Here is a 24,990-nt window from a genome sequence, read left to right on the forward strand (position 1 = left end):
TCATGTAACGAACGTTCTTTATGCCATACATAATATAAATAGTTTCTTAACTTTCCCTTAAAAAAAGACGACCTTGTAAAAACAAGATCGTCTTCTTACTTATATTTTTTGATTTTTAGGGAAAATCACTTCAAAACCAGTGCCATTTCCCCACCTGCTCTCTACTGATATTTTTCCATAATGCTTTTCTACAATCCAATTTGCGATTGAAAGACCTAATCCAGCTCCTTCTGACGTACTTCTTGCTTTATCTCCTTGATAAAAACGATCAAATAATTTCGGAATATCTTCTTCTTTCACTCCTATCCCGTCATCCTTCACCTGTATACGAATTGAACTACTCGTTTGCGTACAATCGATTTGAATATGCCCACCTTCGTTTGTATACTTCATCGCATTATCTAACAGTATGACCATCATTTGATGAATCCGCTCTCTATCCCCCATAAAAGATACACCACGTTCTACTTTTAGTATCATTTCTTTTTCTTGATAAGAAGCAATCTCTTTATATGGAGCTACTATTTCTTTTAACAATTTATCAAGTTCAAATGTTTTCTTATCCATCTCAATTTGATTAGAATCAGAACGTGCTAGCAATAATAAATTACTAACGAGTTTCGATAACCGCCTACATTCTTTTGAAATTGTAGAAATATCTATCGCTTTTTCTTCTATCGTAGCGGATGGTGATTGGAATAACACATCCGTTTTTGATTGAATAACTGCAAGCGGTGTCCTTAGTTCATGTGATGCATCAGAAACGAATTGCTGCTGTTTCTCCCATGAATTTTGAATAGGTACAAGTGCTCTGCCAGCTAGGAAAAAGCCGATACCTATCGCACAGAGGCTTCCTATGCTACAACCTATAACGAGGATTAAAAATAAAGTATTTAACATTCTTTCTTCCGCTGTTATATCTCGCACGATTTGAACTATTTCTCCATCTTTTTGAAGCGAAAATGCTCTAAAATATCGTCCTTGTACTTCAATATCTTGTAACTCCCCTAATTTTTTTGGAGAAAACTTTTCCAAATTCTCTTCAAAAATAGAACGGTATTTACGGTTATCGCCCTCTATTTTCACTATTTTCCCATTCCAAGTTATTCTAGTTACTCGCGGATCTCCAATCTGGATATTCTCCATGCGTTTTCTTGGTGGTATTTTAACATCTAATTTCTCTCTATACTGGGCCATCATTTTTATAGATTGATCCACTTCATTATAAATACGCTTATATGTGTATGAATAAATAATACTGCCTAATATACCTATTAATAGGATAAATACTAATGAATTCACTATAGTCAAACGAATGCGTGTCTTTTGAAACATACTTCCTTTTCTCATTGTTCTTTTAATATATATCCAATACCTCGAACGGTTTGAATATCTTTCTGATAACCGAATGGCTCTAATTTTTTACGTAAATGATGCACATACACTTCTACAATCGCTACTGTCGTATCTGAATCAAATCCCCAAACACGATCAAAAATTTGTTCACGCATTAAAATCTTCCCGCTATTTTGAATGAGATACTCTAGTAGCTCATATTGTTTCAATGTCAACTTAATACCTTGTCCATCTACTTGAACGTCTTTATCTTTTCCGAACAATTCAATCCCTTTATAGCGAATTGTTTGCTGCGTTGTTAAACTACCACTTCTGCGTAGTAAAGCGCGAATTCTCGCTTTTAATTCAGGGGCCTGAAATGGCTTAACGATATAGTCATCTCCACCAAAGTCCAATCCCTTCACCCGATCTTCTAAAGAATCTCTCGCTGTCAAAAACAGGACTGGTGTTTCAATCTTTTCATCACGTATTTTTTGAATCACTTCAAATCCGTCCATCCCTGGCATCATCACATCCAACAAAATTGCATCATATATATTTTGAAGCGCTAAAAACAATCCATCTTCTCCATTTATTGCCGTATCTACTTCAAATTCATCACGCAAAATTTGTACGATAGATTCTAATAACGAAGTAGTATCTTCTATTACAAGTAAGCGCATGCTCTCACCTTCCATCAAATAGTTCAATTCTATTTATTATTACATTTCTTCTCTTCATAACAAAAGAATGTAGTTATATTACGTAATTTCATTTTCAACTATTTCCTTCTCAAATTTTGAATTTTTATTATAAAAACTTTGTCTTAAATTTACCTTAATAAAAAATTGAAAGAAATAAGATTCCTCTTATCTCTTTCAATTTTTTATTACATATACCTTTTTACTTGGCAACTCCAAACAATTTAGCTGACCACCATACACAGCCCCGCCATCAATTCCAATAATACGATTACTACCAAAATACACTCCGCAATCCTCACTACTATGAAGCGTCTTTGTTTCCGTATGCCCAAATACAACAACCTTTTCACCGCTATATCCATTATGAAATTCATTACGGATCCACATTAACGTATATGGTTCAGATTCAGAAACTCGTTTCATCGGCTCAACCCCAGCATGTACAAATATATACTCTTCTGTTTCAATGTAATGATCTAATTCTTGAATAAACTTTATATGTTCCTCTAATACAGAAGATTGTAAAATCGGTTTTTGGAAGTCTTTCTCATTAACCGCAATATCTTCTTCTACAAATCCATAACTATATAATGTCTTATCTCTACCATTTCTTTTTACCCAATGGTTCCATGAACGTTCCTCATTTGTCGTTAACGCCTTAATCATCATATCTTCATGATTTCCTTTTAAAATGAGTGCTCCCTCTTCTTTCAATTCTTTTACCTTTTCAATTACAGCACGCGCATTTGGACCACGATCTACATAATCTCCCAGTAAGATTAATTGATCCTTTTTCGCATTATATTGAGCTTCTTTCAACAACTGTTCGAACTTTTCTATTTCTCCATGAATATCACTAATAACAAGAATTCTTTTCATATTATCCCCCCTCTTTCTAATTATAGTTCAAAACAACGGAAAATTCCGAATCTTAACCTTGAATTAAATTTCCCCCGCATTAACGGGCAGTAAGCCCCCCACCTCAAAATTCAGCGGAAGCAAAGAAGTTAGGTGGGGGTAGGGCTGCCCGTAAAAGCCCTATTGGTGAGGGCTAATAATCAGTGGGGGATGAAGAAAAGCCCCATTGATTAAAGTTTCACTTTATTACAAACTAAACAATTACCCTTACAACAATGTAAGTCTCTTGTCATCCAATTCGATAGTTGTAATTACTGTATTTCCTTATACTGAGAGTAAGAAATGAAACAAAAAATAAGGAGAGATGAGAGATGAAAAAAGTAATGGAAGTTGTAGTAGCGGTAGTAGAGGTTTTCGTAAATGGTAAACAAGTCGCAATGGGGTTAAATAAATAATGAAAAGGACAACATTCACTCTAGACCCTTTACTCATATAAAAGAGATAAGACTTCATCATTTCTTTGATCCCTTATCTCCCTATAAAGAAAGCCGTATCCCTTTTAAGGATACGGCTTTCTCTTATTTTTGACTCGTACGAGCTGAAATGCTAATTGCTCTATCTGTTGCTTTGGCAGCTTCATCTAACGCTTCTTTACTATTCTTCCCGTCATACATCGCTTCTAATGCTTTTACAACTGCATCTCGTGATTCTGGGAATACACTAATTAAAGCCCCTTGTGTTGCTGGAGATTGCTTCGTCGCTTGCAATTGATCTACTGTTACTTTCAACTGTGGATATTTTTCATATTGCTCTTTTACTAATGGCTCATTATATGCATCTGGATTAATTGAGAAATAACCTGTTGCAGTATGCCATTTTGCTTGTACGTCTGGCTTCGTTAAATATTTCATAAAGTCCCAAGCACCTTGTTGCGTTTCTTCTGAAACCATATTCGTCATCCATAATGATGCTCCACCAATAACAACACCATTTTGTTTCGAATCCTCTGGATACGGAATATATGAAACACCTACATTAAACTTAGATGCATCAATTAAATCACGAACACCTGCTGAAGAATCTAAATACATAGCAACTTGTCCAGACTGGAACGCGGCACGAATATCATCCCAACTTGCTCCATACTTTCCAAGTGCGCCAGCTTTATTTAAATCATCTAACATTCCAAATACTTTCTGTCCTTCTTTACCGTTAAATACCGCCTTCTTTGCAGCATCTTTACGGCCGTTTTCGTTATCTACATATAAAGCACCTTGTGTCGCTAACAATTCTTCAAAGAACCAACCGTAGTTAAGCATGGAGAATCCATATTGTTTTACATTTCCGCCTTCTTTAATCGTTAACTTTTTCGCTGCTTCTTGTAATTCCGCATATGTTTTTGGAGCTTTCTCTGGATCTAAGCCCGCCTTTGCAAAAGCATCTTTATTATAAATTAATACTGGTGTAGATGAATTAAATGGCATAGAATACATTTTTCCATCAACTGAATAATAATTTGTAATTGCTTTTTCTAATTTTGACGTATCGTACTTATCTTTTTTTATCCAGCTATCAATTGGTGTTATTTTTTTACTATCAATCATATATTTCGTTGTAATTTCACTCGATTGAACAAGAGCTGGCGCTTCTTTCGTTGCAGACATCGTTCTAAATTTCGTTAAAGACTCTTCATATGTCCCTTGGAACTCTGCCTTTATCTCATATTTATTTTGCGACTTATTATAGTCTGCAACAAGACCATCTAATACTCCTTGTGTTTTTCCACCCATCGCATGCCAGAAGCGAATTACAGTTTTATCACCATTTTTTTCAACTGGTGCTACTTTTGCCTGTGCTTCAGGTTTTCCCTCTGTTTTACTATTTGAACAAGCTGCACTAGATAATGCCATTGTTGCTACCATTAATAGAGCAGCACCTTTTTTAACTAGACTCATTTAAATCTCACCTTCTCTTAGTTATTTAATTGCACCTTTTGTTAATCCTTGTTGTAATTGCTTTTGCCCTAAAAATAGTAAAATCAATGTTGGAATAACGATAACCGTAACACCGGCCATTACGCTTCCCCAATCAGTTGCAACTTCTTGAGACTGAAGCTGCTTTACACCGATTTGCACTGTTCTTACTTTTTCATCAGTGGTCACTAAAAGTGGCCATAAATACATATTCCATGTTGTTAAAAAGCTATATACTCCAAGCGTAATAAAACTCGTTTTACAATACGGAATTACAACGCTGAATAAAAATCTTATATTTCCAATCCCTTCAATAAATGCAGCTTCTTTCAGTTCATTCGGAAGTGTCATAAAATGTTGACGTAACAAGAAAATACCGAAAGCTGTTGCAAAAAACGGCACTGTCATCCCGGAAAAACTATTAATCCAGCCAAAGTTTTGAATCGTTAAAAAGTTAGGCACCATCGTTGCTTCCCACGGAATCAGCATCGTTGAAATAAACAGGAAGAAAATTAAGTTTCTCCCTTTAAACTGAAGAAAAACAAAAGCATACGCCGCTAAGCTTGATACGATAAGTTGTCCAATCATAACGACTATCGATACAATTAAACTGTTATATAAGTATGTAAAAAGCGGTACTTTTTGAAAAATATTAATGAAATTATCAAAAGTAAATTGAGTTGGAAATAACCTTCTCATTTGAATATCGTCTGGTGTCATAAAGCTTATTAAAAACGCATACAGTACAGGAAAAAATACCATTACTGCACTAATTATGAGCAGCATGTATAATAGGAAATTTTGCTTCCACTGTTTAACAATCATTTATAATGCACCTTTCTCTCAGCAAACTTAAATTGAAGTAATGTAGCAATGAAAATGAAAACAAATAATACCATTGCTTGTGCACTTGCTGTTCCAAATTGATGATTCACAAACGCCTCTTTGTAAATCGAGTACACAATTAAATTCGTTGCATCATTCGGTCCACCGTGCGTTAAAATATCAATTTGTCCAAAGCTTTGGAACGCACTAATTAACGTTACGGTTACAATAAAGAATAAAGTTGGCGATAGCATCGGTAATGTAACACGGTGAAGCTTATATAAATAACTAGCACCATCTATAGATGCACTCTCATATAAAGACGTATCGATATTTTGTAAACCACCTAATATAACTAAAAATGCAAATCCTGTATTCACCCAAACTGTTGTAACTGATACAGAGAATAGTGCCCAGTCCGGACTCGTTAACCATGCGATTGCAGGAAGATTCATAGAGCCTAATATATTATTAAATAATCCTACACTTGGATGAAATAAAAATAGCCAAATCACTGCACTAGCAGCTACTGATATTCCCATCGTCGAAGAAAACAGAACTCGGAATAACCCAATACCTCTTACCTTTCCATTTGCAATCAATGCAAGAAACAAAGCAAATATAATACTCGTAGGCACTGTATATAAAACAAATAATAAAGTTGATTTTATACTTTTGTAGAAGGCTGGATCAGAGAATAAATATTGATAATTTTCTAAGCCAACGAAAAGATTAGCTTCTCCATGTATATCGGTTAAATAAAAACTATAGTAAATCGTCCTAAACAATGGATAGAACAGAAAAATCGAAAATAGCAAAATAGATGGTGCCAAAAACAATAATCCTATTCTTAAATCTTTCGTTCTCCCCCATAATTTTTTCTTTTTTGACACCTTTGTTTGAACTGGTAACTTACTTACTTCGATCATTATTTCGCCACCACTTTCAACTCTTCTTTAGCTACCACTTTTAAGCGTTCATTCGTGTTTTCGTTAAAGAAGCATAACTTTTCTTGCGAGAATAATAATTTTACTTTGTCACCTTTGTTCAAGAGTAACTGTCCGATAACTTTCGCACTCCAAGTTGTTCCATTTACCGCAAAGTTCAATATAGATTCATTCCCTAATACTTCTACAGATTGCAACGTCACTTCTTGTCCTTCCTCAGACAGTGCAATATGCTCAGGACGCATGCCTATGCGAATTGTTCCTTCTGGTAATTGCTTTAACTGTCTAATAGATAATGGAACTTGCAATTTCCCTATATGTAATACACCTTTTTCTTTATTCACTTCCCCATCATTTATATTCATAGAAGGAGAACCTATAAAGCTTGCAACAAACTCGTTTGCTGGTTCGTTATATATGTCAAGTGGTGTTCCAACTTGCTGTATACTTCCTTTATTTAAAACCATGATACGATCTCCCATAGTCATCGCTTCTATTTGATCGTGGGTAACGTAAATCATCGTAATTCCTAATCGCTGCTGAATTTCTCTAATTTCTATTCTCATTTGCGCACGTAATTTCGCATCCAAATTCGAAAGTGGTTCATCCATTAAACAGATTGGTGCCTGACTCACAATTGCCCTGGCTAGTGCAACACGCTGTCTTTGTCCGCCTGATAATTGGCCTGGTTTCATTTTCACATACTCTTTCAGTCCTACCATTTCAATAGCTTCCATTAATCGCTTTTGTCGCTCTTCTTTTTGTAATTTTCTTACCTTAAGTCCAAATAAAATATTTTCTTCTACAGATAAGTGTGGATATAATGCATAATTTTGAAATACCATTGATAGATTACGGTCTTTCGGCTCTAGATCATTTGCAACACATTCATTAATAATTAAATCTCCCGAAGAAATCTCTTCTAAGCCAGCGATCATTCGTAATAATGTGCTTTTCCCGCATCCCGAAGGTCCAACTAAAACAAAAAATTCGCCCTTCTTAATATGAACCGATACGCCTTTAACCGCTGTCTCTTCTGCATTTTTATATACCTTTGAAACATTTTTCAATTCAATCACAAGGTTGCACTCCTTTTTTCTTCTTGTATCCATACTTCATAATGACTTGTTGAAATCGCACTTGCTCCTGCACGAATTGCAATTTCCGCATCTTCTCGAGTTTGAATCAGCCCGCCTGCAATAATAGGAAACTCTAGTTCCTCTACTAGCTGTTTAATAATAGAAGGCATAATCCCCGGCATAATCTCTACTGCATTCGGTTTAGTCGTTTTACAATTTTCAATTGATTTAGTAAGAGATAAAGTATCTACAATAAAAATACGTTGAATTGTTTTCAATCCAATTTTATTAGCATTTCGAATTGTCGAACCTTTTGTTGAAATAATACCTTGTGCCCCGATAACATCTTGAATATACAAAAGCGCTTCCTCTGTATTCGTATTTAAGCCTTGTATAAAATCACAATGAAGAAATACATCATGTCCATGTTTCTGCAATTCATATACACGCTCTGGTAATTCCAGCATTGAACCAGTCATAAGAAAAACTGTTTTCGGCAATTTTTTGTATGCTTTGTATCCTTCCCAATCCTTTATCATCGCAATATAAGGTTTTTCAAACATTCATTCCACCTAACTGTTCTATTTTTATCCAAACTAAAAACACCTACTTACATAGAACGCCTTTCTCCTTATTTGAACTCTAGGGAATAGAGCACACCTAAGAAAGTGGCATATTATATGTAAGTGGGTGTTCTCAAATGTTCTCTACCCTAGTTATTTTGTTACCTTTACTATATTACGCATTTATTAAGTCAGTTTTGATAGATTGTTAATTAGGTGTTAATCGAATGTTAATATTCACCACATCACCATTTACATTAATCTATATATTTAAATATAAAAATCAGAACGAAACAATACTTAAAATTCAATCAATATGTAAATTCATTCCATAGTTAATGATTTTTAGTTTGCTTACCACTGCTTGCAAAGCAAAGTTATCCCAAGCAGTACTATAAAGTGGAATGCGCCTTTCCTCTTGTATTGATATAGCCCAGGCTGTAACAACATCAGTACCATATCCGGTCCCTTCAAACTCCGCTAAAGTTTCCACACTTGCCTCAGCAGCTACGGGCGTACTTCTTGCACTGCAACAAACAGAAACTACCTTTTCATTTTTTACAATTGCAAAATAAGGCTTCCTCCTTATTTACTCCATTTACCATCCATTCATAATCTATTTTTCATGTTCAAAACAAAAATCCCATTCAAATACACATTACTGAATCCATCATACTAACTGATTTCTTCATTCTGTCTATCTAAATGGGATTATTTTTCGTTTTTTACTCTACTGTTTGTTGTGGCTGTACTACTTCATTCGCTCCAGCTACCCTCAACATATTTACAATATCTTTAAAACCTCTTTTTTCAGCGTATTGCAGTGGCGTCAGATGTTCCTTGTTAGCCATATTTACATCTGCACCGTGATCAATAAGCAATTGAATTACTTTCTTATGGTTTTCACTACCATTTCCTAATACAATGGCTTCTAATAGCGCTGTTCCACCACGTTCATTTTTATAATTCACATCAATATCTGTATGCTCTAATAATTCTTTAACAACCTCTACATGGCCACGCTCAGATGCAGAAATAAGTGCTGTCCCACCTGACCTAGTCGTTTCTTTCGTATTAACTCCTGCATTAATTAATACTTTTACAATATCCGTATATCCTTCTCTACTTGCATAAAGAAGTGGATTACTTTTTTTCTCATCTTTAATTTCAATATTAGCACCTGCACCAATTAATGCTTTAACTGTCTCTACATGATTTTGGTACGTCGCTGCAAGGACAGGCGTTTCTCCGTTGTCACCTTCTACGTTTATATTCGCTCCATCCTGAATCAACTTCATAGTTGTCTCTGTGTCTCCAAGAGTAGCTGAAAGTAACAACTGTTTGTCCATTAAATTTATACTTTTCTCTTCTTTAGATTCTTCCTGTTCTTTATGCTTCTCTTTTTTCTTTTCATTTTTCACATGAACCGGTCTCGATTCTGGTTCTTCTTGCTTATCGCAAGCCACTACCGTCATTAAAAGTCCTAATAAAATACATAATAAAATTTTTTGTTTTCTCACAACTACAGCTCCTATGAAAGATAATGTTTTCTTAACCATTCCTCCATCACATACAATAACTCTTCTTGAGTACATTTATCCATAAGCCCTTTAGATTCCTTCTTTAAACGGATTATCTTAAGCTTATACTATGTTTCTCAACCTATTGAAATGATACGCCTGATGGCCCCATCATTAACATTATGAAGCAATTAGTTTAGCACGTTTTTACCGCATTTGTATACATTTCTAAAAAGTACATAAAGTGAAACTTTAATTAGTGGGGGTTTTGTTCATCCACCACTAATTATTAGCCCACACCAGTCGGGCTTTTACGGGCAGCCCGACTCCACCTAACTTCTTTGCTTTCACTAAATTTTGAGGTGGAGATCTTACTGCCCGTTAATGCGGGATAAATGATTGCTTTAGGTTACTATATTCCATTGTAACCGTTCTTCTAAAAATTTTACACCTTTTCTATATTTGCACCTGAGTAATAATAGAAAAAGACAACTATATAGTTGTCTTTTTCTATTATTAATGATGTCCACCATGATTTCCTGCTTTCGGTTTCCCCATCATCTCTTTATTCATTTCCCATTTATGCTCTGCTAGCTCTTTATACGAAAGAACTTTCCCCTTATAGTTAGATACAAAGCTCTCTGCATCTTTTTTATTTTTAAATGAAATGACATTATAAGCCATCGGTGTCGTTATTGTTTTATCATATACGTAAGTAGCGTCTTCTAACAAAATCCAATCTTTCGAATCATAATCTCGGACAAATTTCTCTTTCGTCTTTTCATCTGAGTTAATCTCCATCCATTTATACATACAACCGATATCATCAAACTTTAACGCTTTTCCATTTTCTAAAATAATTTCTGTTGCAAATTGATTATCTGTTACCCCAATTTGGCAAATATCACATTTATCATGTTTCTCATCAATGGCAACAGCTGCTGTTTCCTTTTTTCCACACCCGACTACCGTAAATACGAAACATAAACATATAGCAAGTACGACATATTTTACTTTCATCAATATTCCTCCCTAGAAACCGTATACTCCACGAAAAGAATACCAAAAGGTTGTGTGATATTTGTGAAAAAACAATGTGCTTTTTGTAATATAGGAAACAAACAAAGATGTGTAGTTATTTCTACACATCTCTCATCACTCGCAACCTGTAATTAACAAATCATCTTCTAACTTAACTAATAATGTATCCGCACTAATTTCCTGTCCAACTTCTACATTTACCAACCTTATATTTCCACTAATCCCGACTGCGATTTTTTTAAGCTCACCGTCATTTTTTCGGATCATCAGTAATTTTTCCCATTCATATACGTAAGAAGATTCATTAATAAAAATCTCCTCTACTTTTCCTTCATAAGAGCTATAAATCTCTTCAATTCTCGTTTTCATATAACATCTACTCCCTATTTCACACTTCACTATTTTCATCTTATTCTACCATTCTTACGAGGAGCAGCTTACTTTTTAAAAATTCAAATTAACTACCGTGAACAAAATGAACAAAATAAAAATTATGCTTCTAATGATGTTATTTTTCAAATTATTTACCATTTGAATAGATGCTTTTATTATAAATAAAAAACCTTTTTCTGAATTTTTATTCTATTTTGAAAGCGCAATCATTCTTTTGAGGGGGAAATTACATGTTAGCACTACTTGGATTTGCGATGGTATTTGTCTTTATGTTTTTAATTATGACGAAACGTATGTCAGCGCTAGTAGCATTAATATTAATTCCGAGTGTTTTTGCATTAATTGGCGGATTCTATGCCAATATGGGGCCTATGATGTTAGAGGGGATTCAAAAGTTAGCACCTACTGGTATTATGCTTATGTTCGCTATTTTATATTTTGGGATTATGATTGATAGCGGTTTATTCGATCCTGTCATTAGTAAGATTTTAAAATTTGTAAAAGGAGATCCTTTAAAAATCGTTATCGGAACGGCTATATTGACTATTATCGTTTCTCTAGATGGTGACGGTACAACAACATACATGATTACAGTTTCCGCAATGTATCCACTATATAAGCGCCTTGGAATGAACCCCCTCATATTAGCTGGAGTTGTTATGTTAGGGGCGGGGGTAACAAATCTTACACCTTGGGGTGGACCCACAGCTCGTGTTATGAGCGCTCTTGGACTTGAGGCTTCCGAATTATTTACACCTCTTATTCCAGGAATGATTGCTGGTGCAATTTGGGTTGTTTTCGTTGCCTACTATCTTGGAAAAAAAGAAAGAAAACGTTTAGGAATTATGGATGTACAGTATTTAAAACAAATGCAAACAATGGATGAGCAAGCTGCAACTGTTGAAGCCGCAGTGCATAAACGTCCTAAACTTCTATGGATTAACTTTTTATTAACCGCTACATTACTTGTCTGTCTCATACTAGAAGTTATGCCGTTACCTGTTTTATTTACAATCGCTTTTGCTATCGCTGTTATGATTAACTATCCAAACTTAGAGCAACAGAAAGAACGTATTGCTTCTCATGCAGGGAATGTATTAGCAGTTGTTTCTCTCGTATTTGCTGCCGGTATTTTCACTGGTATTTTATCTGGAACAAAAATGGTAGATGCAATGGCTAACAGTGTAGTAACTCTTATACCAGATGCACTTGGACCACAATTGCCAATTATTACAGCACTTCTCAGTATGCCATTCACATTTTTCATGTCCAATGATGCATTTTACTTTGGGGTATTGCCTATTTTAACGAAGGCTGCTGCTACTTACGGAATTAGTGCAGCTGAAATGGGACGCGCTTCCTTACTTGGGCAACCCATTCACTTATTAAGTCCTCTTGTCGCTTCCACTTATTTATTGGTCGGAATGGCCAAAGTTGATTTCGGTGAACATCAACGCTTCACTTTATTGTGGGCCGTTGGAACGACAATGGTTATGTTAATTACCGGTATTGTAATTGGGATTATTCCAATATAAGATGCAAAAAAACAGTAGAAGAAATAAAATCCTCTACTGTTTTTTATTATGAAGAAGTAAGAAAATAACGCCTCTCCGGTCTCCCAACACTTCCATATATTAGCTCTGCGTGGACTTTCTTCCCAGATATCAAATACTCTAAATAGCGCCTTGCCGTTGATCGGCTTACTCCAATCATTGAGCTTAACATTTCTGCTGTAATCCCTTCTTCATTAACTGTTAACATATGCTTTTTTACTTTCGCTAAAGTATAAGGATCTATCCCTTTCGGGGCATATTCTATTTGATCTCCCTTCACGCCTCTTTGAGACCATAAATATTCAATTTGTTCCGTAGATAATTGATTGTTCTTCTTTAACTGTATAATCTTTTTTTGATAGCCTTCTAGACTTGCTTTAAATCGATCAAACATTAGTGGCTTTACGATATAATCTGTTACTCCGCCCCGCAGGGCGTGCCTCACTACATCTGTTTCCGATGCCGCTGTAATCATAATGATATCTGTATCGTGCAAATGATTCCTAATATATGTGACAAGTTCCGTTCCTTGCATATCAGGTAAGTACACATCTAATAACACGAGCTGTGGCTTCACAAGCTCTAGCCATTCTTTCGCTTGTTCTCCAGTCGTTGCCGTTCCAATTACTTTAAATCCCTCAATTTTTTCAGTAAAACGACGATGAATGTCAGCAATCCGAATATCATCTTCTACAATTAATACTTCAATCTCCTCACCCATTACTATTCGCCTCTCTCTTTCGGTAGTGCAATAATAAATAACGCACCACCTAAATCCCCTTTTTCAATTGCAATACTTCCATTTAAATCTTCTACTAACTCTTTCACTTTTGCTAATCCATATCCTCGCTCTCCTCCTTCTTTCGTCGAAAAGCCTTTATAGAATATGCTAGTAATTATTTCATCATGAATCCCTTGCCCTGAATCTTCCACTTCAATTAATATTTCTTCTCCAATATCAGTTACAAACATCCTTACTTTCTTATCATTCTCTTCATTTTTTTCAATTGCTTCAAATGCATTCGTAATTAAATTCCCTAAAATAGAAACGACATAATTACTCTCAATATGTGGACTTACTTTGTCTAAACCACTTTCTCTATCTAGCATAAAATCAATCTTCAACTCTCGTGCTCTATTATAAAATCCAATTAAAATTCCACCTAGCCATGGATTTTGAATCCGCTTCATAATAAATTGAACAAAATCTTGATATACCGCTGTTTCCTTATGAATAAGCTCTAAAGCATCTTCGTATGATTCTAATTGGATAAGACCTGAAAGCGTATACAATAAATTGTTATATTCGTGCGTTTGCGCTCGTAATGCCTCTGTATATTGCTTCGTCTGAGATAATTCTGCTGTTAACTGATCCATTTCAGATTTCAAACGTAAGCTCGATACAACGCCAGTTACTTTATTCTTTACTTTAATAGGTAGACGGTTCGCAATAACAGCCTGTCCTTTTATATTTAATTGGCGATCAAACTGTTCTTCACCAGTTTGAAGTACATCTAGTATCGTTGAATTAGGAATTACATTTAAAATAAATTCCCCAATAATATTTTGTTGTTTATCTAGCGAAAGAATATCATAGGCTGCTTGATTGACTAAACTAATCATGCCATTTTTATCGATTACAATAATCCCTTCACGTACAGATTGAATCACTGTACTATGCTCTTCATATAAAGATGAAATTTCTTCTGGTTCCATACCGAACATCATTCTTTTTATACTTGCCGCTAAATATATAGAGCCGATTACTCCAATTAATAGCCCTATTATTGTAATCCAAAATACACGCTTTCCATACACCTCTACCGCTCCATGAATATCATCCATTGAAAATCCAACAGACACCACACCAATGATTTCATTTTCCTGATTACGGATTGGAACTTTTCCACGTAATGAAGGGCCTAATGATCCAGTTGCTTTCGAAACATATGATTTTCCTTCTAATAAAACACCTTTGTTATCTCCACCAATCATCGCTTCTCCTATTTTATCTCGCTCAGGATGCGCATATCGAATCCCCTCTTTATTTCCAACTACAATGAAGTCAGCCTCTGTATCCATTCGAATTCTTTCTGCAATCGGCTGAATGATAGAAGCTGGGTTTTCTTTTTGAAAAGCTTCCTTTATTTCAGGTATAGCAGCAACTGTTTTCGCAACATGCAAAGCTCGTTTCCCAATTTGCTCTTCTACCGTTTCAGATAATATGTAATAAAATAAATAACTCGTTAGCATAAGTACAACTAAAATAAGTGTACTTATAGTTAATGTAATTCTCGGTTGGAGTTTTAATTTTTTAAATTTCAAAACCATTCCCCTAACATGATTAAAGATGGAATTTAAAGAATATACAGTCTCTTTAATTATACTTAATCATAACACGGTTACTCTATATCTCTTTCTTTTTCTCTTCATAAAAAAAGAAACGAAGTAAAATTATTACCTCGTTTCTTAATATTTGTTATTATACTTTAAACTTACTAATCATCTCTTGTAATTCTTCTGCCATTTGTGATAAATGGACTGCTGCTGCATTTATTTCATCTACTGAAGCTAATTGTTCCTCAGAGGAACCAGCAATATTTTGAACACTTGCTGCATTTTCTTCAATCGTAGCTGCAATTTCATTAATAGATGCACTTACTTGCTTTGCATCTACCGTCATTTGTTTTGCTACATCTACCATGCTATCAATTTGTACAACTGTATCATTTGTAGACTTCAATATTTCGGCAAAGCTTTGCTTCGTTTCATTTGCAACTACAAGTCCTGATTGTACTTCTGTTCCAACTTGATTCATAGAGCTTACTGTTTCTTTTATATCAAATTGAATCTCTTTCACTAGTTTCCCAATTTCCGTAGAAGACTGTCCTGATTGTTCTGCTAGTTTTCGCACTTCATCTGCTACAATTGCAAATCCTCTTCCTTGCTCTCCAGCTCTCGCAGCCTCAATTGCCGCATTTAACGCTAATAAATTTGTCTGTTCTGCAATATGTTGAATCACTTCGAGGATTGCTCCAATTTGTTTCGACTTATCGTCTAATAAACCAATGATTTTGTCTGACTGTGAAACAGACTCATGAATTAATTGCATTTGATTCACTGTTTGTTCAACTAACTTCCCACCATTTTCAGCTTTTTTCTTCGTATACATAGAGGCTGTAGATACTAATGAAGAACTATCTGCAACACGCTGAATTCCTTCTGTAACTTCTTCTAACAATGTTGCTCCTTCTTCAACTTCTTTCGTTTGTATTTCTGCACTACTTGATACTTGCTCTATCGCCTGTGTAATTTGTTCCGTTGCTTCGCTTGTCTGCTTCATACTAGCTGTTAATTCTTCTGAAGATGCCGCTACATGACTTGCTGAAGTGTTTATATTGGAAATGACACTTTGTAACGATGCAGCCATCTCGTTAAAACTTTCTCCTAGCTGTCCAATTTCATCTTTAGAATGAACTGTAATTGATTCTGTTAAATCACCTTCACTAATCTTCTTCGATGATATGACAAGTTGTTTTAACGGTTTAATAATAGACGCAATTATGAAGTAAATTACAATCCCACCGATTATTAGTGAAATTCCAAGAACAGTTATTGTTTTATAGAAAATAGGTTCAGCCGCTTGGATAATTTCTTTGGAAGGCATAATTCCTGCTATTTTCCATCCAGTTTTCTTATTCGTTTTAAAAGTGATATTGCGATCTTCACCATCTAATGAATAATGAACATCCCCAGCTTCCTGTTTATACAATTCTTTACTAAGTTTCTCTTCTAATTTCTCTCCTGGCTTCAGTGTCGGGTGCGCTACTACATTTTTATCTTGATCAAATATTGCTACATACCCTTCCTTACCGATATTAACCATCTTGGAAGTAGTAACAATATCATTAATGATTAAGTCAATCCCAAGAACGCCACTTTTATCCTCGTTTTGTTTTGCTAGTGTAATAACAATATTCCCTGTCGTTTTTGACTTATATGGAGGAGTTACAATTACTTCTCCGCTTTTCTTCACAGCCTCTTTATACCAATCTCTTTCTGTAGGGTTATATCCATCTGGCATCTGAATAGCTGGTGATTGAATGAACTGTCCATTACTAGATCCTGTATAGATTGCTTCCATTTCTGGATGCAGTTTATTGTATTCTTCTAGTTTATTTTGTATGTTTTGAATTTGATCTGCTTGGTAACTTGATTGTGTGAATAATTTCGTAAAATAAGTTGCATCTACTTTTTTACTATCCAATTCTTTATTAATTACATTATCCAAAATTTTTATATTATCTTTAGCCGAGTTTAAAATCGTTTCATTAAAATTCGTCTTCGCCTGTTGATAAGACGTCCAACCAATTACAATACTTGGAAGAATTAAAATAATAATAAATGATACAAGTAACTTTGTTTTTAAACTACTACTCCTTAATTTCCCTTGAAACATACTTCTACCCCTCCATGCCGTTTTAAATGTAATTAATTAACATTTAATCTTTCTATAAAAATAATACGATTTAAATGCATCGATGAGACTCTCTATTTTTTCTACATCATAAAGAATCGATACATATCTTTTTCATTCTATATAAATTAAATAATTAAAACAATGTATAAAAATGTATATTATTCGAAATATTATAATTCATGGAAGAACCTCTAGTATTTCACTTACTAGAGGTTCTTTCCACCTTACTATTCTTTATCTTTTTCTACTTCTTTTTTCTCATCTTCTACTACAGATACAACAGGTTTATCGCTTGACAATTGTTGTACCGCTCCTTTTCCTGCAAATCCTTCTAATAGCTCTTTTAAGTCAATTCCAGAAGAAGCTTTTAACGTTTCTTGCATCGTTGCCATTAAATCAGTCGCATAACCTGCAACTTTTCCGGCCCCGCTATTTTTACCACCGCCGCCTGTATCGACAACTGTGATTTTATCAATGTTACTAAGCGGACTTGCAACTTCCTTCGCATAACTTGGAAGCATTTTAAGAACCATATCCATAATTGCTGCTTGACCATATAATTCAAATGCTTCGGCAATTTTTTGTTTCGCTTCTGCTTCTGCTAAACCTTTTAATCTAATAACATCTGCTTCCGCCGTACCTTGTGCTTTTTGTACTTCCGCTTTTGCTTGACCTTGCGCTTTTTCGATTTCCGCCTTCGCTAAACCTTCTACACGTACTTCTTCCGCACGAGCTCTCGCTTCAGCTTCAATCTTATATTGATCCGCATCTGCCTTTTTAATTTGTTTTACTTTTTCTGCTTCCGCTGATTGCTCAACAGCATAGCGATCTGCATCTGCTTTTTTCTTAACTTCTGCATCGTATTGCTTTTCACGACGCGCAATCTCTTTTTCTTCTAACTCGATTTGCTTTTCACGCTCAATGATTTTAACGCGCATTTGCTCTTCTGTAACACCTTGTTGTGCTTTCGCTTGTTGTAATTCGTAAGAAAGATCCGCGTCTGCTCGAGCTTGTTCTTGCTCTCTCTTATAAGATTGTACTTTTAATTCTTTATGTTTTTCAGCTTCAGCGATTTGAGCATCACGTTGATATTCAGCTTCTTTTGCTTCTTTCTCAGCACGTGCTTTTTCAATACGTGCTTCTTTTTCACGCTCTGCGTTCGCAATTGTTGCATCACGCTTAACGGTAGCAATTTGCGGCTGACCAAGCGCATCTAAGTATCCGTTTTTATCCATTATTTCTTTAATTGTGAAAGAAACAATGCGAAGTCCCATCTTCTTTAAATCTGTAGAAGCTACTTCATGTACCTTTTGAGCAAATTGCTCTCTATTACTATACGCATCTTCTACTGTCATAGAAGATAAGATTGCACGTAAGTGACCTTCTAAAACCTCTTTTGCTTCTACTTTTAACTCTTCCGTTTCTTTTCCTAAATATTGCTCAGCTGCAGTAGATACTTCTTCAATTGTAGAACCTACTTTAATAATAGAAACACCATTTACTGTAACTGGAACACCTTGCTTCGTATACGTATCGCGTGTACCAACTTCTAATTTGTAGTTTAATAGGCTTAAAGGTTCTGCTCTTTGCATAATTGGAACTACGAAAGTACCGCCCCCGCGGATAATCTTAATCTTCTTTCCATCATCAGTGGTAACAACATTCTTTCCTCCACCAAGCCAGTTCCCTGTAACAATTAACGCTTCATCTGGACCAACCGTACGATACTTCGTAATGAATACTAAAATGAGTAGAATTAAAATTGCCAGTAAAACTCCACCGATAATTAATGGAATCGTCATGTAAATTCCCCCTTATAATTTTGGTTTCTTTAAAGAATAAGCGATGTTTTGTACAAGTAAAACACCATCTTGGACTCCCTCGATAATAACCTCTGTTCCTTGCGAAATATCTTTTTTCCCAACTGTTTTAGCTGGGATTGCATTACTTCCAAATTGGGATGAAATTAATACTTCACCAAATCCTTCTGTAGGAATTGTCGTAATGACTTCTCCTTTGCAACCGATAAATTCATCCATACGTTGTACGGTATTTTGTTCTGCTTCTGCAATCGGTTTTAAAATTAGTATTTTCATGATGAAAACACCGATAAAAGATATAGCAAATGCAGCCCCGAAAATAGTAATACTATTAAAGGAAAATAAGTACTCTCCTATATAACTAAGCCCACATAACATGGCGAAGAAACTAAGTAATAAAGTAACAACGGATACAGATCCGCCCCCAAAACTAAATATCGATTCAAATATATCTCCAAAGAAGATATAAATAACAGTGAGTATAGTAGCAATAATAAATCCGTATAAATAAATTGTTTCAAGTGGATAACCAAACAAAACCATTTCTTATCCCCCTCTCTTAAACAATCCCTTTTTTGTTATGTTTATGCCCCACCTCTTTCAAAGATTATAGTTCTTAATTTTCAGTTATTTATCTTTTAAAGAAAAACCTGTAAGACAGGCCTCTAAAAAAGAACAGGAGAAACCTATTGTGACAGGCTCCTCCTAGAAAATAACCGATATATTATATATCTATATAATATACTATTTTCCACAAAAAGTAAAGTTAAACATACATTGGAAAAGCACTTATTTTCCCCCGCGTTAACGGGCAGTAAGACTCCCACTGATTAAAGTTCACTTTACTGATAATGAGTACGTTCCATCGCCATTATCATATTTATATACATACAAGTAATACTTGCCTGGTTTTGCATTAAATTTCGCTTCTATATGATTCCCATTGGCTTGACCGTAAGCTGCATAATTTTGCATATCTGATTCATGGTGAAGTACCCATGTCATCCCAATTCCATACTCATTTAAAACAGAAATGTCGATATCTTTCGCTGATGCTACATTAAATGTATAAACATCAGTGTGGTCCCCGCCAATAAGACTGCCTTTTATCGTACTATTTAGCCCGATACGATTTGCTTCCTCTGGACGATTATTTGGTTCTGATTCTGTTAAACTTCCATCTTTAATCGTAACAGTTGTTTCGCTTCTGCTCTCTTTGCCTTTATCATCTTTTACTCTTAACGATACTTTATAAGAACCTTCTCTTTCATATACATGTACTGGATTCACTTCTGCACTTGTGCTTCCATCTCCAAATTCCCATAAATAAGAAACAATTTTTCCATCTTCATCGTTTGAGCCATCACTTTTAAATTGAATTCCCTCTTTTACAAGACCACTATAGGGACCATTTATATTAACCGTTGGAGCTTTATTTTCTCCATCATCTTTTGCGATTCCATGGAAGACTACATCATATTCAAATTCATTTGAGCTATTCACACGATAATTGACGAAGTATGCTGTAACAGTTTTATAGCCACTCCATTCTTTCTGTGCCAGTTGTTCTAGAGCTTCATTTACTCTTTTGCTCATTGCTTTCCAATCTTCTGACTCACCTTTTGTTACATTACCTGTAAATGTGCCTTCTAGTGTAAATGTATTAAAGAATTGAGAGCTATGTTTTGTCATTTTTGCATCTTTCATCGGTAATGTATCACTAATTTCGTTCTTCACCGCTGCTAATGACTTCGTTGCATGTTCAGCTAAATAATCATCAGCTACTTCTGGTACAGTGTATGTATCTTGATTATCAATTAACTGCTGCATATACTCTTGATACTCTCTATTTAACTTAGGATCTTTACTTAGATTTTCACGATATGCATCATAATTTTTCACGTCATTCGCACGAATCAAATCTTGGATTTTATCAAATGTTTCAAACTGATGCGTATATAAGTAAGACTGCAATGCAAACGAGTAATTATAGAAATCCCAAGAACCGTATTTAGCAAATAGTGTACGCTCTGCTGTATAACGACTTGCAGGATCAGATGATAATCCGCTAATTATACTCTTTCTTGGTACAACGTTATTCGTACGAGTAGATCCTGCGAAAAACTCTGCATTTCCTTCCTGGAACCAAGTTAGCCTTTCATTTTGATACATATCTCCTCTTCCAAATAAACCAGGAACTTCATATCTCCCTTGCAGATAATGAGTAAATTCATGACGGAATAACTCTTCTAAACTATAAATACTTTGCTCCGGTGTACGCTCATATGTAAAGAATGTACCTGTCTCTTCAATATAAATTCCACCGTTGTTTGTTTCATATCCATACAATTGTCTATTTAACTGATATTCATCTGGACTATTATAAATTACGATCGTTAATACATCATCCGCATTTCCTGGCTCTAACGCTTTGTCATTTCCAATTACACGGTGATACTGTGCCTTTACTTCCTTCGCAGCCCAATATAGTCTCTTAATTTTTTCTTCTGATACTTTATCTCCTGTTTTGAACACAATTGATCCATCGTCGAATGTATACGTTTTTGGTAAGTATTGCTCTTTTCCTTCTTTACGTATTTTCTCTAAATCTACTGTATTCCCGCTATAATCTTTACCATTATAATTTGTTGTAATTTGTTCTACCGCAACAAAATACGGTTCACTTAAGCGCGGGTACATATGCATTGCTTGTGTAACAACCTCTAATCCTTTATTTGGATTACTATGAAACTTCCCTAAACGGCTAGCAAAATAAATGCCATTATTAACGAGCCATTTATTTTCTGGCGTTACTTCATTTAGAAGAGCAATACGATTTATTTCATTAATAAACCCATCTACTTTTCCATACCACATCGTTTCATTCGCTTCTTTACGAGCTTCAGTTAAGTACGACTGTATATCATAGTCAATACCTTGCATAATATCGTATATTGCTTGTCCCTTCATTCGATCATTTACATAAGTAGTATAATTATCATTGTATTGCTTTAAAATATTCGATGCGTATTGAACCGTTTCAACATCGCTTGAAGCATTACTAATTAATTTACCGTATGCAGATACGACTGTATCTTGTTCAACTGTACCAAGCTTAAAGTTTGGATTGTTTGCGATTGCTTTTAAAGCAGGTAAACATTTATCCTGAAAGCTTCTTTCATTTAAGTCGCTTAATTCACTATTATAAAATGCAAGATAAAAAGCTGAACGCAGCACTTCAGTAAACGTTTGAATTCCTTTTGAATCATCTTTTGTAAATGTACTACCTCTATGAGCTAATTCATCTATAATGACTTGCATTTTTCCTTTATCTTTATAAAAAGCCTTTGCATCTTCATTAAACTGGAATAAGTCTGTAATTTGGTGCCACTTAATACTGCCTAACGTTTCAACTAATTCTTGATCATTCATTTTGTTTAAATCAGCCATTGAATAGCTTTCTTTAACTTGCTTTACTGCAGTTTTCTTCGTAATAGATGCTGGTCGCTGTGAAAAATCTCCTACTTTTAAACGTTCTTGAAATGATAAAGTTTCATCAACTTTTGAAATATGTCCAACTTCATCTACCGACTTTTCAATTCCAACCGGTTTCGTTTTCAACACGTTATACGGTACTTTTTCTTCCGCTGCTGCATGAGTTTGAAGTGCGCCTAACGATAAAGCCATTGTACTAATGCTAAGCATCACTTTATTGATCTTTGATTTCTTGTTCATATCCTTGCCCCCTATTTTAATATTCCATTCAAGAATTTAACATAAAATCTGGATGTAACAATATAAAATGCAATATTTCATATTATTTCTTCCTATAATTTGTACATATCGTGAACACATTGCTCTTTACCTCCCTAAAACAAATTGCATCCTTTCACATTATAAAAAGGGAATTTTTTGACAATTAAAAACTTAATTGTTATGATTATTATAATTGTTAACTTTATTAAATAAGGGTGGGATTCTATGATAAAAAAAGAAAACAGTGTATTTTATATCTCCTTCTTGCTAACAACATTATTCATTATATGGGGAATTACCCCAGCAAGTTGGATACAAGGCTACGATTTACAAAGTGTTACATCTTCTTTAAACTCATTTATCCTCAATAAATTTGGATGGTTTTACTCTCTACTTATGACTACAATGATTATTTTGGCTGCTTATTTAGCATTTTCTAAGTACGGTTCTATTCGTCTTGGTAAAGATGGAGAAAAGCCAAAATATAATTATCCATCTTGGCTATCCATGTTGTTTGGGGCAGGAATGGGAATTGGACTCCTTTTTTATGGAATCGCTGAACCGATTTCACATTTTACAGATCCATTAACAGGAAAAGCAGGTACAGAAGAAAGCGCCAAACTCGCTATGCAATATTCATTTTTCCACTGGGGACTCTTTCCGTGGTCACTATACGCAATGGTCGCTTTAACAATTGCATATTTCACATTCCGCAAACAAAAAGGTAGCACTATCGGGGCTACAGTTACTCCATTATTTAATCGATCGAAAAATTCCCGTATCGGAAAAACAGTTGATATTTTAGCTGTTTTAGCTACAGTATTTGGCATTGTACCATCTGTTGGGATTGGTGCTCAACAAATTGCTGGGGGATTAAGCTATTTATTCCCTTCTATTCATAACACTTTACTTACTCAGCTCGTACTTATAGCTATCTTCGCCGCTTTATATTTAACAAGTGCACAAACCGGCTTAGATCGTGGGATTAAATATTTGAGTAACTTGAATTTCTCTCTTGCAGGTATTTTACTCGTCTCTTTCTTACTTTTAGGACCAACTGTATTTATTATGAAATACTTTACCTCTACACTCGGTTCTTATATCGGGGCTTTACCTAGTATGGGATTAAATTTAGGAGCATTTAATGAAAAATCCTCTTCTTGGATTGAAAACTGGACTATTTTCTATTGGGGATGGTGGATCTCTTGGTCTCCATTTGTCGGTACATTTATCGCCCGTATTTCTAAAGGACGCACAATAAAAGAATTTATTTTTGGAGTTGTATTAGTCCCGACTCTTATCTGTACATTTTGGTTTGCAGTATTTGGTGGTACCGCAATCCATATGGAAATGTTCCAATCGCTTGGAATAGCTGATGAAATTGCAAAAAATGGTACAGAGATTGGATTATTTGCTGTTATTTCACATCTACCATTCTCTACATTTTTAACGATTATCGGGTTAATTTTAGTAGCCACATTTTTCGTTACTTCTGCCGACTCGGCAACATTTGTTGTTTCAATGCAAACGAGTAACGGAAGCTTATCACCGAAAAATAGTTTAAAACTTATATGGGGATTAACAATCGCGATAATTGCCGCTATTTTATTACAAGCTGGAGGATTAAATGCACTACAAATTGCAGCTATAATCGCAGCACTACCATTTTCTATCGTAGTCGTTCTTATGGTTGCTTCGCTCTTTAAAGAGCTACGAAAAGAAGATGTTAATTTGCAAACGAAAGAAGTGCCGAAAAAAATAAAAAAGGTTATGTAACGATTGGCGCCTCAAATCACTTCTAAATCCGTAATAAAACCCATTCATATGAAATATCATTTTCATATGAATGGGTTTTTCACTCTATTATATAGTGTTGTAAACATGCTTTTTCCTCAAAACCTACTTTCTTGTACAATTTCATCGCATGATCATTATTCGTATTCAAACATAGTACTATCTCTCTCATCCCTTGGAAAGAGAAAATATACTGAATTGCAACTTGTAATAACTGCTCTCCGACACCTTTTCCATTTATATCCCCCTTAAAAAAGACATTATCATAAGCCTATTTCAAAATGAAACTGCCATGATAATGTCTTCTCAAAAACTTATACAATTATTTTACAATATAATAAGATAACAC

At 34.8% G+C, this 24,990-nt stretch carries 19 protein-coding genes and 3 pseudogenes; 2 read left to right on the forward strand and 20 right to left on the reverse strand.

What is annotated here, in order from left to right:
* Positions 1–99: 99 nt before the first annotated feature.
* The 12 genes and pseudogenes from MR143_RS16435 to MR143_RS16490 all read right to left on the reverse strand — a co-directional run bounded on the left by MR143_RS16435 (position 100) and on the right by MR143_RS16490 (position 11,214).
* Positions 100–1,350, reverse strand: coding sequence for a sensor histidine kinase (locus MR143_RS16435; protein WP_307831740.1), 1,251 nt, complete (start codon positions 1,348–1,350; stop codon positions 100–102).
* The gene (locus MR143_RS16440) at positions 1,347–2,018 is read right to left on the reverse strand and encodes a response regulator transcription factor (RefSeq protein WP_001238549.1); all 672 of its coding nucleotides are present in this window, start codon (positions 2,016–2,018) and stop codon (positions 1,347–1,349) included. Before MR143_RS16440 ends, MR143_RS16435 begins: the two co-directional genes overlap by 4 nt.
* A 195-nt stretch (positions 2,019–2,213) precedes the next feature.
* Positions 2,214–2,918: a metallophosphoesterase family protein gene (locus tag MR143_RS16445; protein WP_242280867.1), complete on the reverse strand. Its 705-nt coding sequence runs from the start codon at positions 2,916–2,918 to the stop codon at positions 2,214–2,216.
* Between the two features lie 557 nt (positions 2,919–3,475).
* Positions 3,476–4,852: an ABC transporter substrate-binding protein gene (locus MR143_RS16450; protein ID WP_000060602.1), complete on the reverse strand. Its 1,377-nt coding sequence runs from the start codon at positions 4,850–4,852 to the stop codon at positions 3,476–3,478.
* Between the two features lie 21 nt (positions 4,853–4,873).
* Positions 4,874–5,695 carry a carbohydrate ABC transporter permease gene (locus tag MR143_RS16455; protein ID WP_000635941.1) on the reverse strand — a complete coding sequence of 274 codons (822 nt, stop codon included), beginning with the start codon at positions 5,693–5,695 and terminating at the stop codon, positions 4,874–4,876.
* The gene (locus MR143_RS16460; RefSeq protein ID WP_000573804.1) at positions 5,692–6,624 is read right to left on the reverse strand and encodes a carbohydrate ABC transporter permease; all 933 of its coding nucleotides are present in this window, start codon (positions 6,622–6,624) and stop codon (positions 5,692–5,694) included. Before MR143_RS16460 ends, MR143_RS16455 begins: the two co-directional genes overlap by 4 nt.
* A complete protein-coding gene (locus MR143_RS16465) occupies positions 6,624–7,721 on the reverse strand; it encodes an ABC transporter ATP-binding protein (protein WP_000571374.1) in 1,098 nt (365 codons plus the stop codon). Before MR143_RS16465 ends, MR143_RS16460 begins: the two co-directional genes overlap by 1 nt.
* Positions 7,718–8,284 carry a glycerol-3-phosphate responsive antiterminator gene (locus MR143_RS16470; protein WP_000462084.1) on the reverse strand — a complete coding sequence of 189 codons (567 nt, stop codon included), beginning with the start codon at positions 8,282–8,284 and terminating at the stop codon, positions 7,718–7,720. Before MR143_RS16470 ends, MR143_RS16465 begins: the two co-directional genes overlap by 4 nt.
* A 307-nt stretch (positions 8,285–8,591) precedes the next feature.
* Positions 8,592–8,867: pseudogene (locus tag MR143_RS16475) on the reverse strand (GNAT family N-acetyltransferase); the annotation flags it as partial.
* 142 nt (positions 8,868–9,009) lie between these two features.
* Entirely contained in the window at positions 9,010–9,879 is an 870-nt protein-coding gene (locus tag MR143_RS16480) for an ankyrin repeat domain-containing protein (RefSeq protein WP_000287344.1), read from the reverse strand.
* Positions 9,880–10,320: 441 nt separating this feature from the next.
* Positions 10,321–10,824: a nitrous oxide reductase accessory protein NosL gene (locus tag MR143_RS16485; protein ID WP_000865664.1), complete on the reverse strand. Its 504-nt coding sequence runs from the start codon at positions 10,822–10,824 to the stop codon at positions 10,321–10,323.
* 135 nt (positions 10,825–10,959) lie between these two features.
* Positions 10,960–11,214 carry a hypothetical protein gene (locus tag MR143_RS16490; protein ID WP_000857376.1) on the reverse strand — a complete coding sequence of 85 codons (255 nt, stop codon included), beginning with the start codon at positions 11,212–11,214 and terminating at the stop codon, positions 10,960–10,962.
* A 254-nt stretch (positions 11,215–11,468) separates the two neighbouring features.
* Here MR143_RS16490 and MR143_RS16495 point away from each other — a divergent pair, with 254 nt between their 5' ends.
* A complete protein-coding gene (locus MR143_RS16495) occupies positions 11,469–12,773 on the forward strand; it encodes a CitMHS family transporter (protein WP_000880465.1) in 1,305 nt (434 codons plus the stop codon).
* Between the two features lie 46 nt (positions 12,774–12,819).
* On the opposite strand, the gene MR143_RS16500 is transcribed toward MR143_RS16495, so the two are convergent.
* The 7 genes and pseudogenes from MR143_RS16500 to colA all read right to left on the reverse strand — a co-directional run bounded on the left by MR143_RS16500 (position 12,820) and on the right by colA (position 22,826).
* Positions 12,820–13,512 carry a response regulator gene (locus MR143_RS16500; RefSeq protein ID WP_046946723.1) on the reverse strand — a complete coding sequence of 231 codons (693 nt, stop codon included), beginning with the start codon at positions 13,510–13,512 and terminating at the stop codon, positions 12,820–12,822.
* A 2-nt stretch (positions 13,513–13,514) separates the two neighbouring features.
* Complete coding sequence (locus MR143_RS16505; protein WP_074594042.1) at positions 13,515–15,122, reverse strand: ATP-binding protein; 1,608 nt, start codon at positions 15,120–15,122, stop codon at positions 13,515–13,517.
* A gap of 151 nt (positions 15,123–15,273) precedes the next feature.
* Positions 15,274–16,221: a methyl-accepting chemotaxis protein gene (locus MR143_RS33455; RefSeq protein ID WP_374058655.1), complete on the reverse strand. Its 948-nt coding sequence runs from the start codon at positions 16,219–16,221 to the stop codon at positions 15,274–15,276.
* Positions 16,216–17,250 (reverse strand): annotated as a pseudogene (locus MR143_RS33460) (HAMP domain-containing protein); the annotation flags it as partial. The gene MR143_RS33455 and the pseudogene MR143_RS33460, both read right to left, overlap by 6 nt.
* Positions 17,251–17,498: 248 nt before the next feature.
* A complete protein-coding gene (locus MR143_RS16515) occupies positions 17,499–19,073 on the reverse strand; it encodes a flotillin family protein (RefSeq protein ID WP_000155019.1) in 1,575 nt (524 codons plus the stop codon).
* 12 nt (positions 19,074–19,085) lie between these two features.
* On the reverse strand, positions 19,086–19,634 hold the full coding sequence (locus tag MR143_RS16520) for an NfeD family protein (RefSeq protein ID WP_000242447.1): 549 nt from the start codon (positions 19,632–19,634) through the stop codon (positions 19,086–19,088).
* Between the two features lie 294 nt (positions 19,635–19,928).
* The gene (gene colA, locus MR143_RS16525) at positions 19,929–22,826 is read right to left on the reverse strand and encodes a collagenase ColA (RefSeq protein WP_199718275.1); all 2,898 of its coding nucleotides are present in this window, start codon (positions 22,824–22,826) and stop codon (positions 19,929–19,931) included.
* Positions 22,827–23,072: 246 nt separating this feature from the next.
* On the opposite strand from colA, the gene opuD reads away from it, so the two are divergent.
* Entirely contained in the window at positions 23,073–24,623 is a 1,551-nt protein-coding gene (opuD, locus tag MR143_RS16530) for a glycine betaine transporter OpuD (RefSeq protein WP_000591571.1), read from the forward strand.
* A 79-nt stretch (positions 24,624–24,702) separates the two neighbouring features.
* On the opposite strand, the pseudogene MR143_RS16535 reads toward opuD, so the two are convergent.
* Positions 24,703–24,873, reverse strand: a pseudogene (locus MR143_RS16535) (GNAT family N-acetyltransferase); the annotation flags it as partial.
* Between the last annotated feature and the right edge of the window lie 117 nt (positions 24,874–24,990).

Source organism: Bacillus cereus group sp. BfR-BA-01347 (genome assembly GCF_022663835.1).
GTDB lineage: Bacteria > Bacillota > Bacilli > Bacillales > Bacillaceae_G > Bacillus_A > Bacillus_A thuringiensis_K.

What these genes read in the sequence shown, in the direction of transcription:
- MR143_RS16515 (WP_000155019.1), bottom strand. Translation starts at nt 19,073, where the DNA reads ATGACGATTCCATTAATTATCGGTGGAGTTTTACTGGCAATTTTAATT.
- MR143_RS16435 (WP_307831740.1), bottom strand. Translation starts at nt 1,350, where the DNA reads ATGAGAAAAGGAAGTATGTTTCAAAAGACACGCATTCGTTTGACTATA.
- MR143_RS16505 (WP_074594042.1), bottom strand. Translation starts at nt 15,122, where the DNA reads ATGGTTTTGAAATTTAAAAAATTAAAACTCCAACCGAGAATTACATTA.
- MR143_RS16470 (WP_000462084.1), bottom strand. Translation starts at nt 8,284, where the DNA reads ATGTTTGAAAAACCTTATATTGCGATGATAAAGGATTGGGAAGGATAC.
- MR143_RS16445 (WP_242280867.1), bottom strand. Translation starts at nt 2,918, where the DNA reads ATGAAAAGAATTCTTGTTATTAGTGATATTCATGGAGAAATAGAAAAG.
- MR143_RS16485 (WP_000865664.1), bottom strand. Translation starts at nt 10,824, where the DNA reads ATGAAAGTAAAATATGTCGTACTTGCTATATGTTTATGTTTCGTATTT.
- MR143_RS16520 (WP_000242447.1), bottom strand. Translation starts at nt 19,634, where the DNA reads ATGGTTTTGTTTGGTTATCCACTTGAAACAATTTATTTATACGGATTT.
- MR143_RS33455 (WP_374058655.1), bottom strand. Translation starts at nt 16,221, where the DNA reads ATGGCTGCATCGTTACAAAGTGTCATTTCCAATATAAACACTTCAGCA.
- MR143_RS16460 (WP_000573804.1), bottom strand. Translation starts at nt 6,624, where the DNA reads ATGATCGAAGTAAGTAAGTTACCAGTTCAAACAAAGGTGTCAAAAAAG.
- MR143_RS16450 (WP_000060602.1), bottom strand. Translation starts at nt 4,852, where the DNA reads ATGAGTCTAGTTAAAAAAGGTGCTGCTCTATTAATGGTAGCAACAATG.
- MR143_RS16495 (WP_000880465.1), top strand. Translation starts at nt 11,469, where the DNA reads ATGTTAGCACTACTTGGATTTGCGATGGTATTTGTCTTTATGTTTTTA.
- MR143_RS16490 (WP_000857376.1), bottom strand. Translation starts at nt 11,214, where the DNA reads ATGAAAACGAGAATTGAAGAGATTTATAGCTCTTATGAAGGAAAAGTA.
- colA (WP_199718275.1), bottom strand. Translation starts at nt 22,826, where the DNA reads ATGAACAAGAAATCAAAGATCAATAAAGTGATGCTTAGCATTAGTACA.
- MR143_RS16455 (WP_000635941.1), bottom strand. Translation starts at nt 5,695, where the DNA reads ATGATTGTTAAACAGTGGAAGCAAAATTTCCTATTATACATGCTGCTC.
- MR143_RS16480 (WP_000287344.1), bottom strand. Translation starts at nt 9,879, where the DNA reads ATGTACTCAAGAAGAGTTATTGTATGTGATGGAGGAATGGTTAAGAAA.
- MR143_RS16440 (WP_001238549.1), bottom strand. Translation starts at nt 2,018, where the DNA reads ATGCGCTTACTTGTAATAGAAGATACTACTTCGTTATTAGAATCTATC.
- opuD (WP_000591571.1), top strand. Translation starts at nt 23,073, where the DNA reads ATGATAAAAAAAGAAAACAGTGTATTTTATATCTCCTTCTTGCTAACA.
- MR143_RS16500 (WP_046946723.1), bottom strand. Translation starts at nt 13,512, where the DNA reads ATGGGTGAGGAGATTGAAGTATTAATTGTAGAAGATGATATTCGGATT.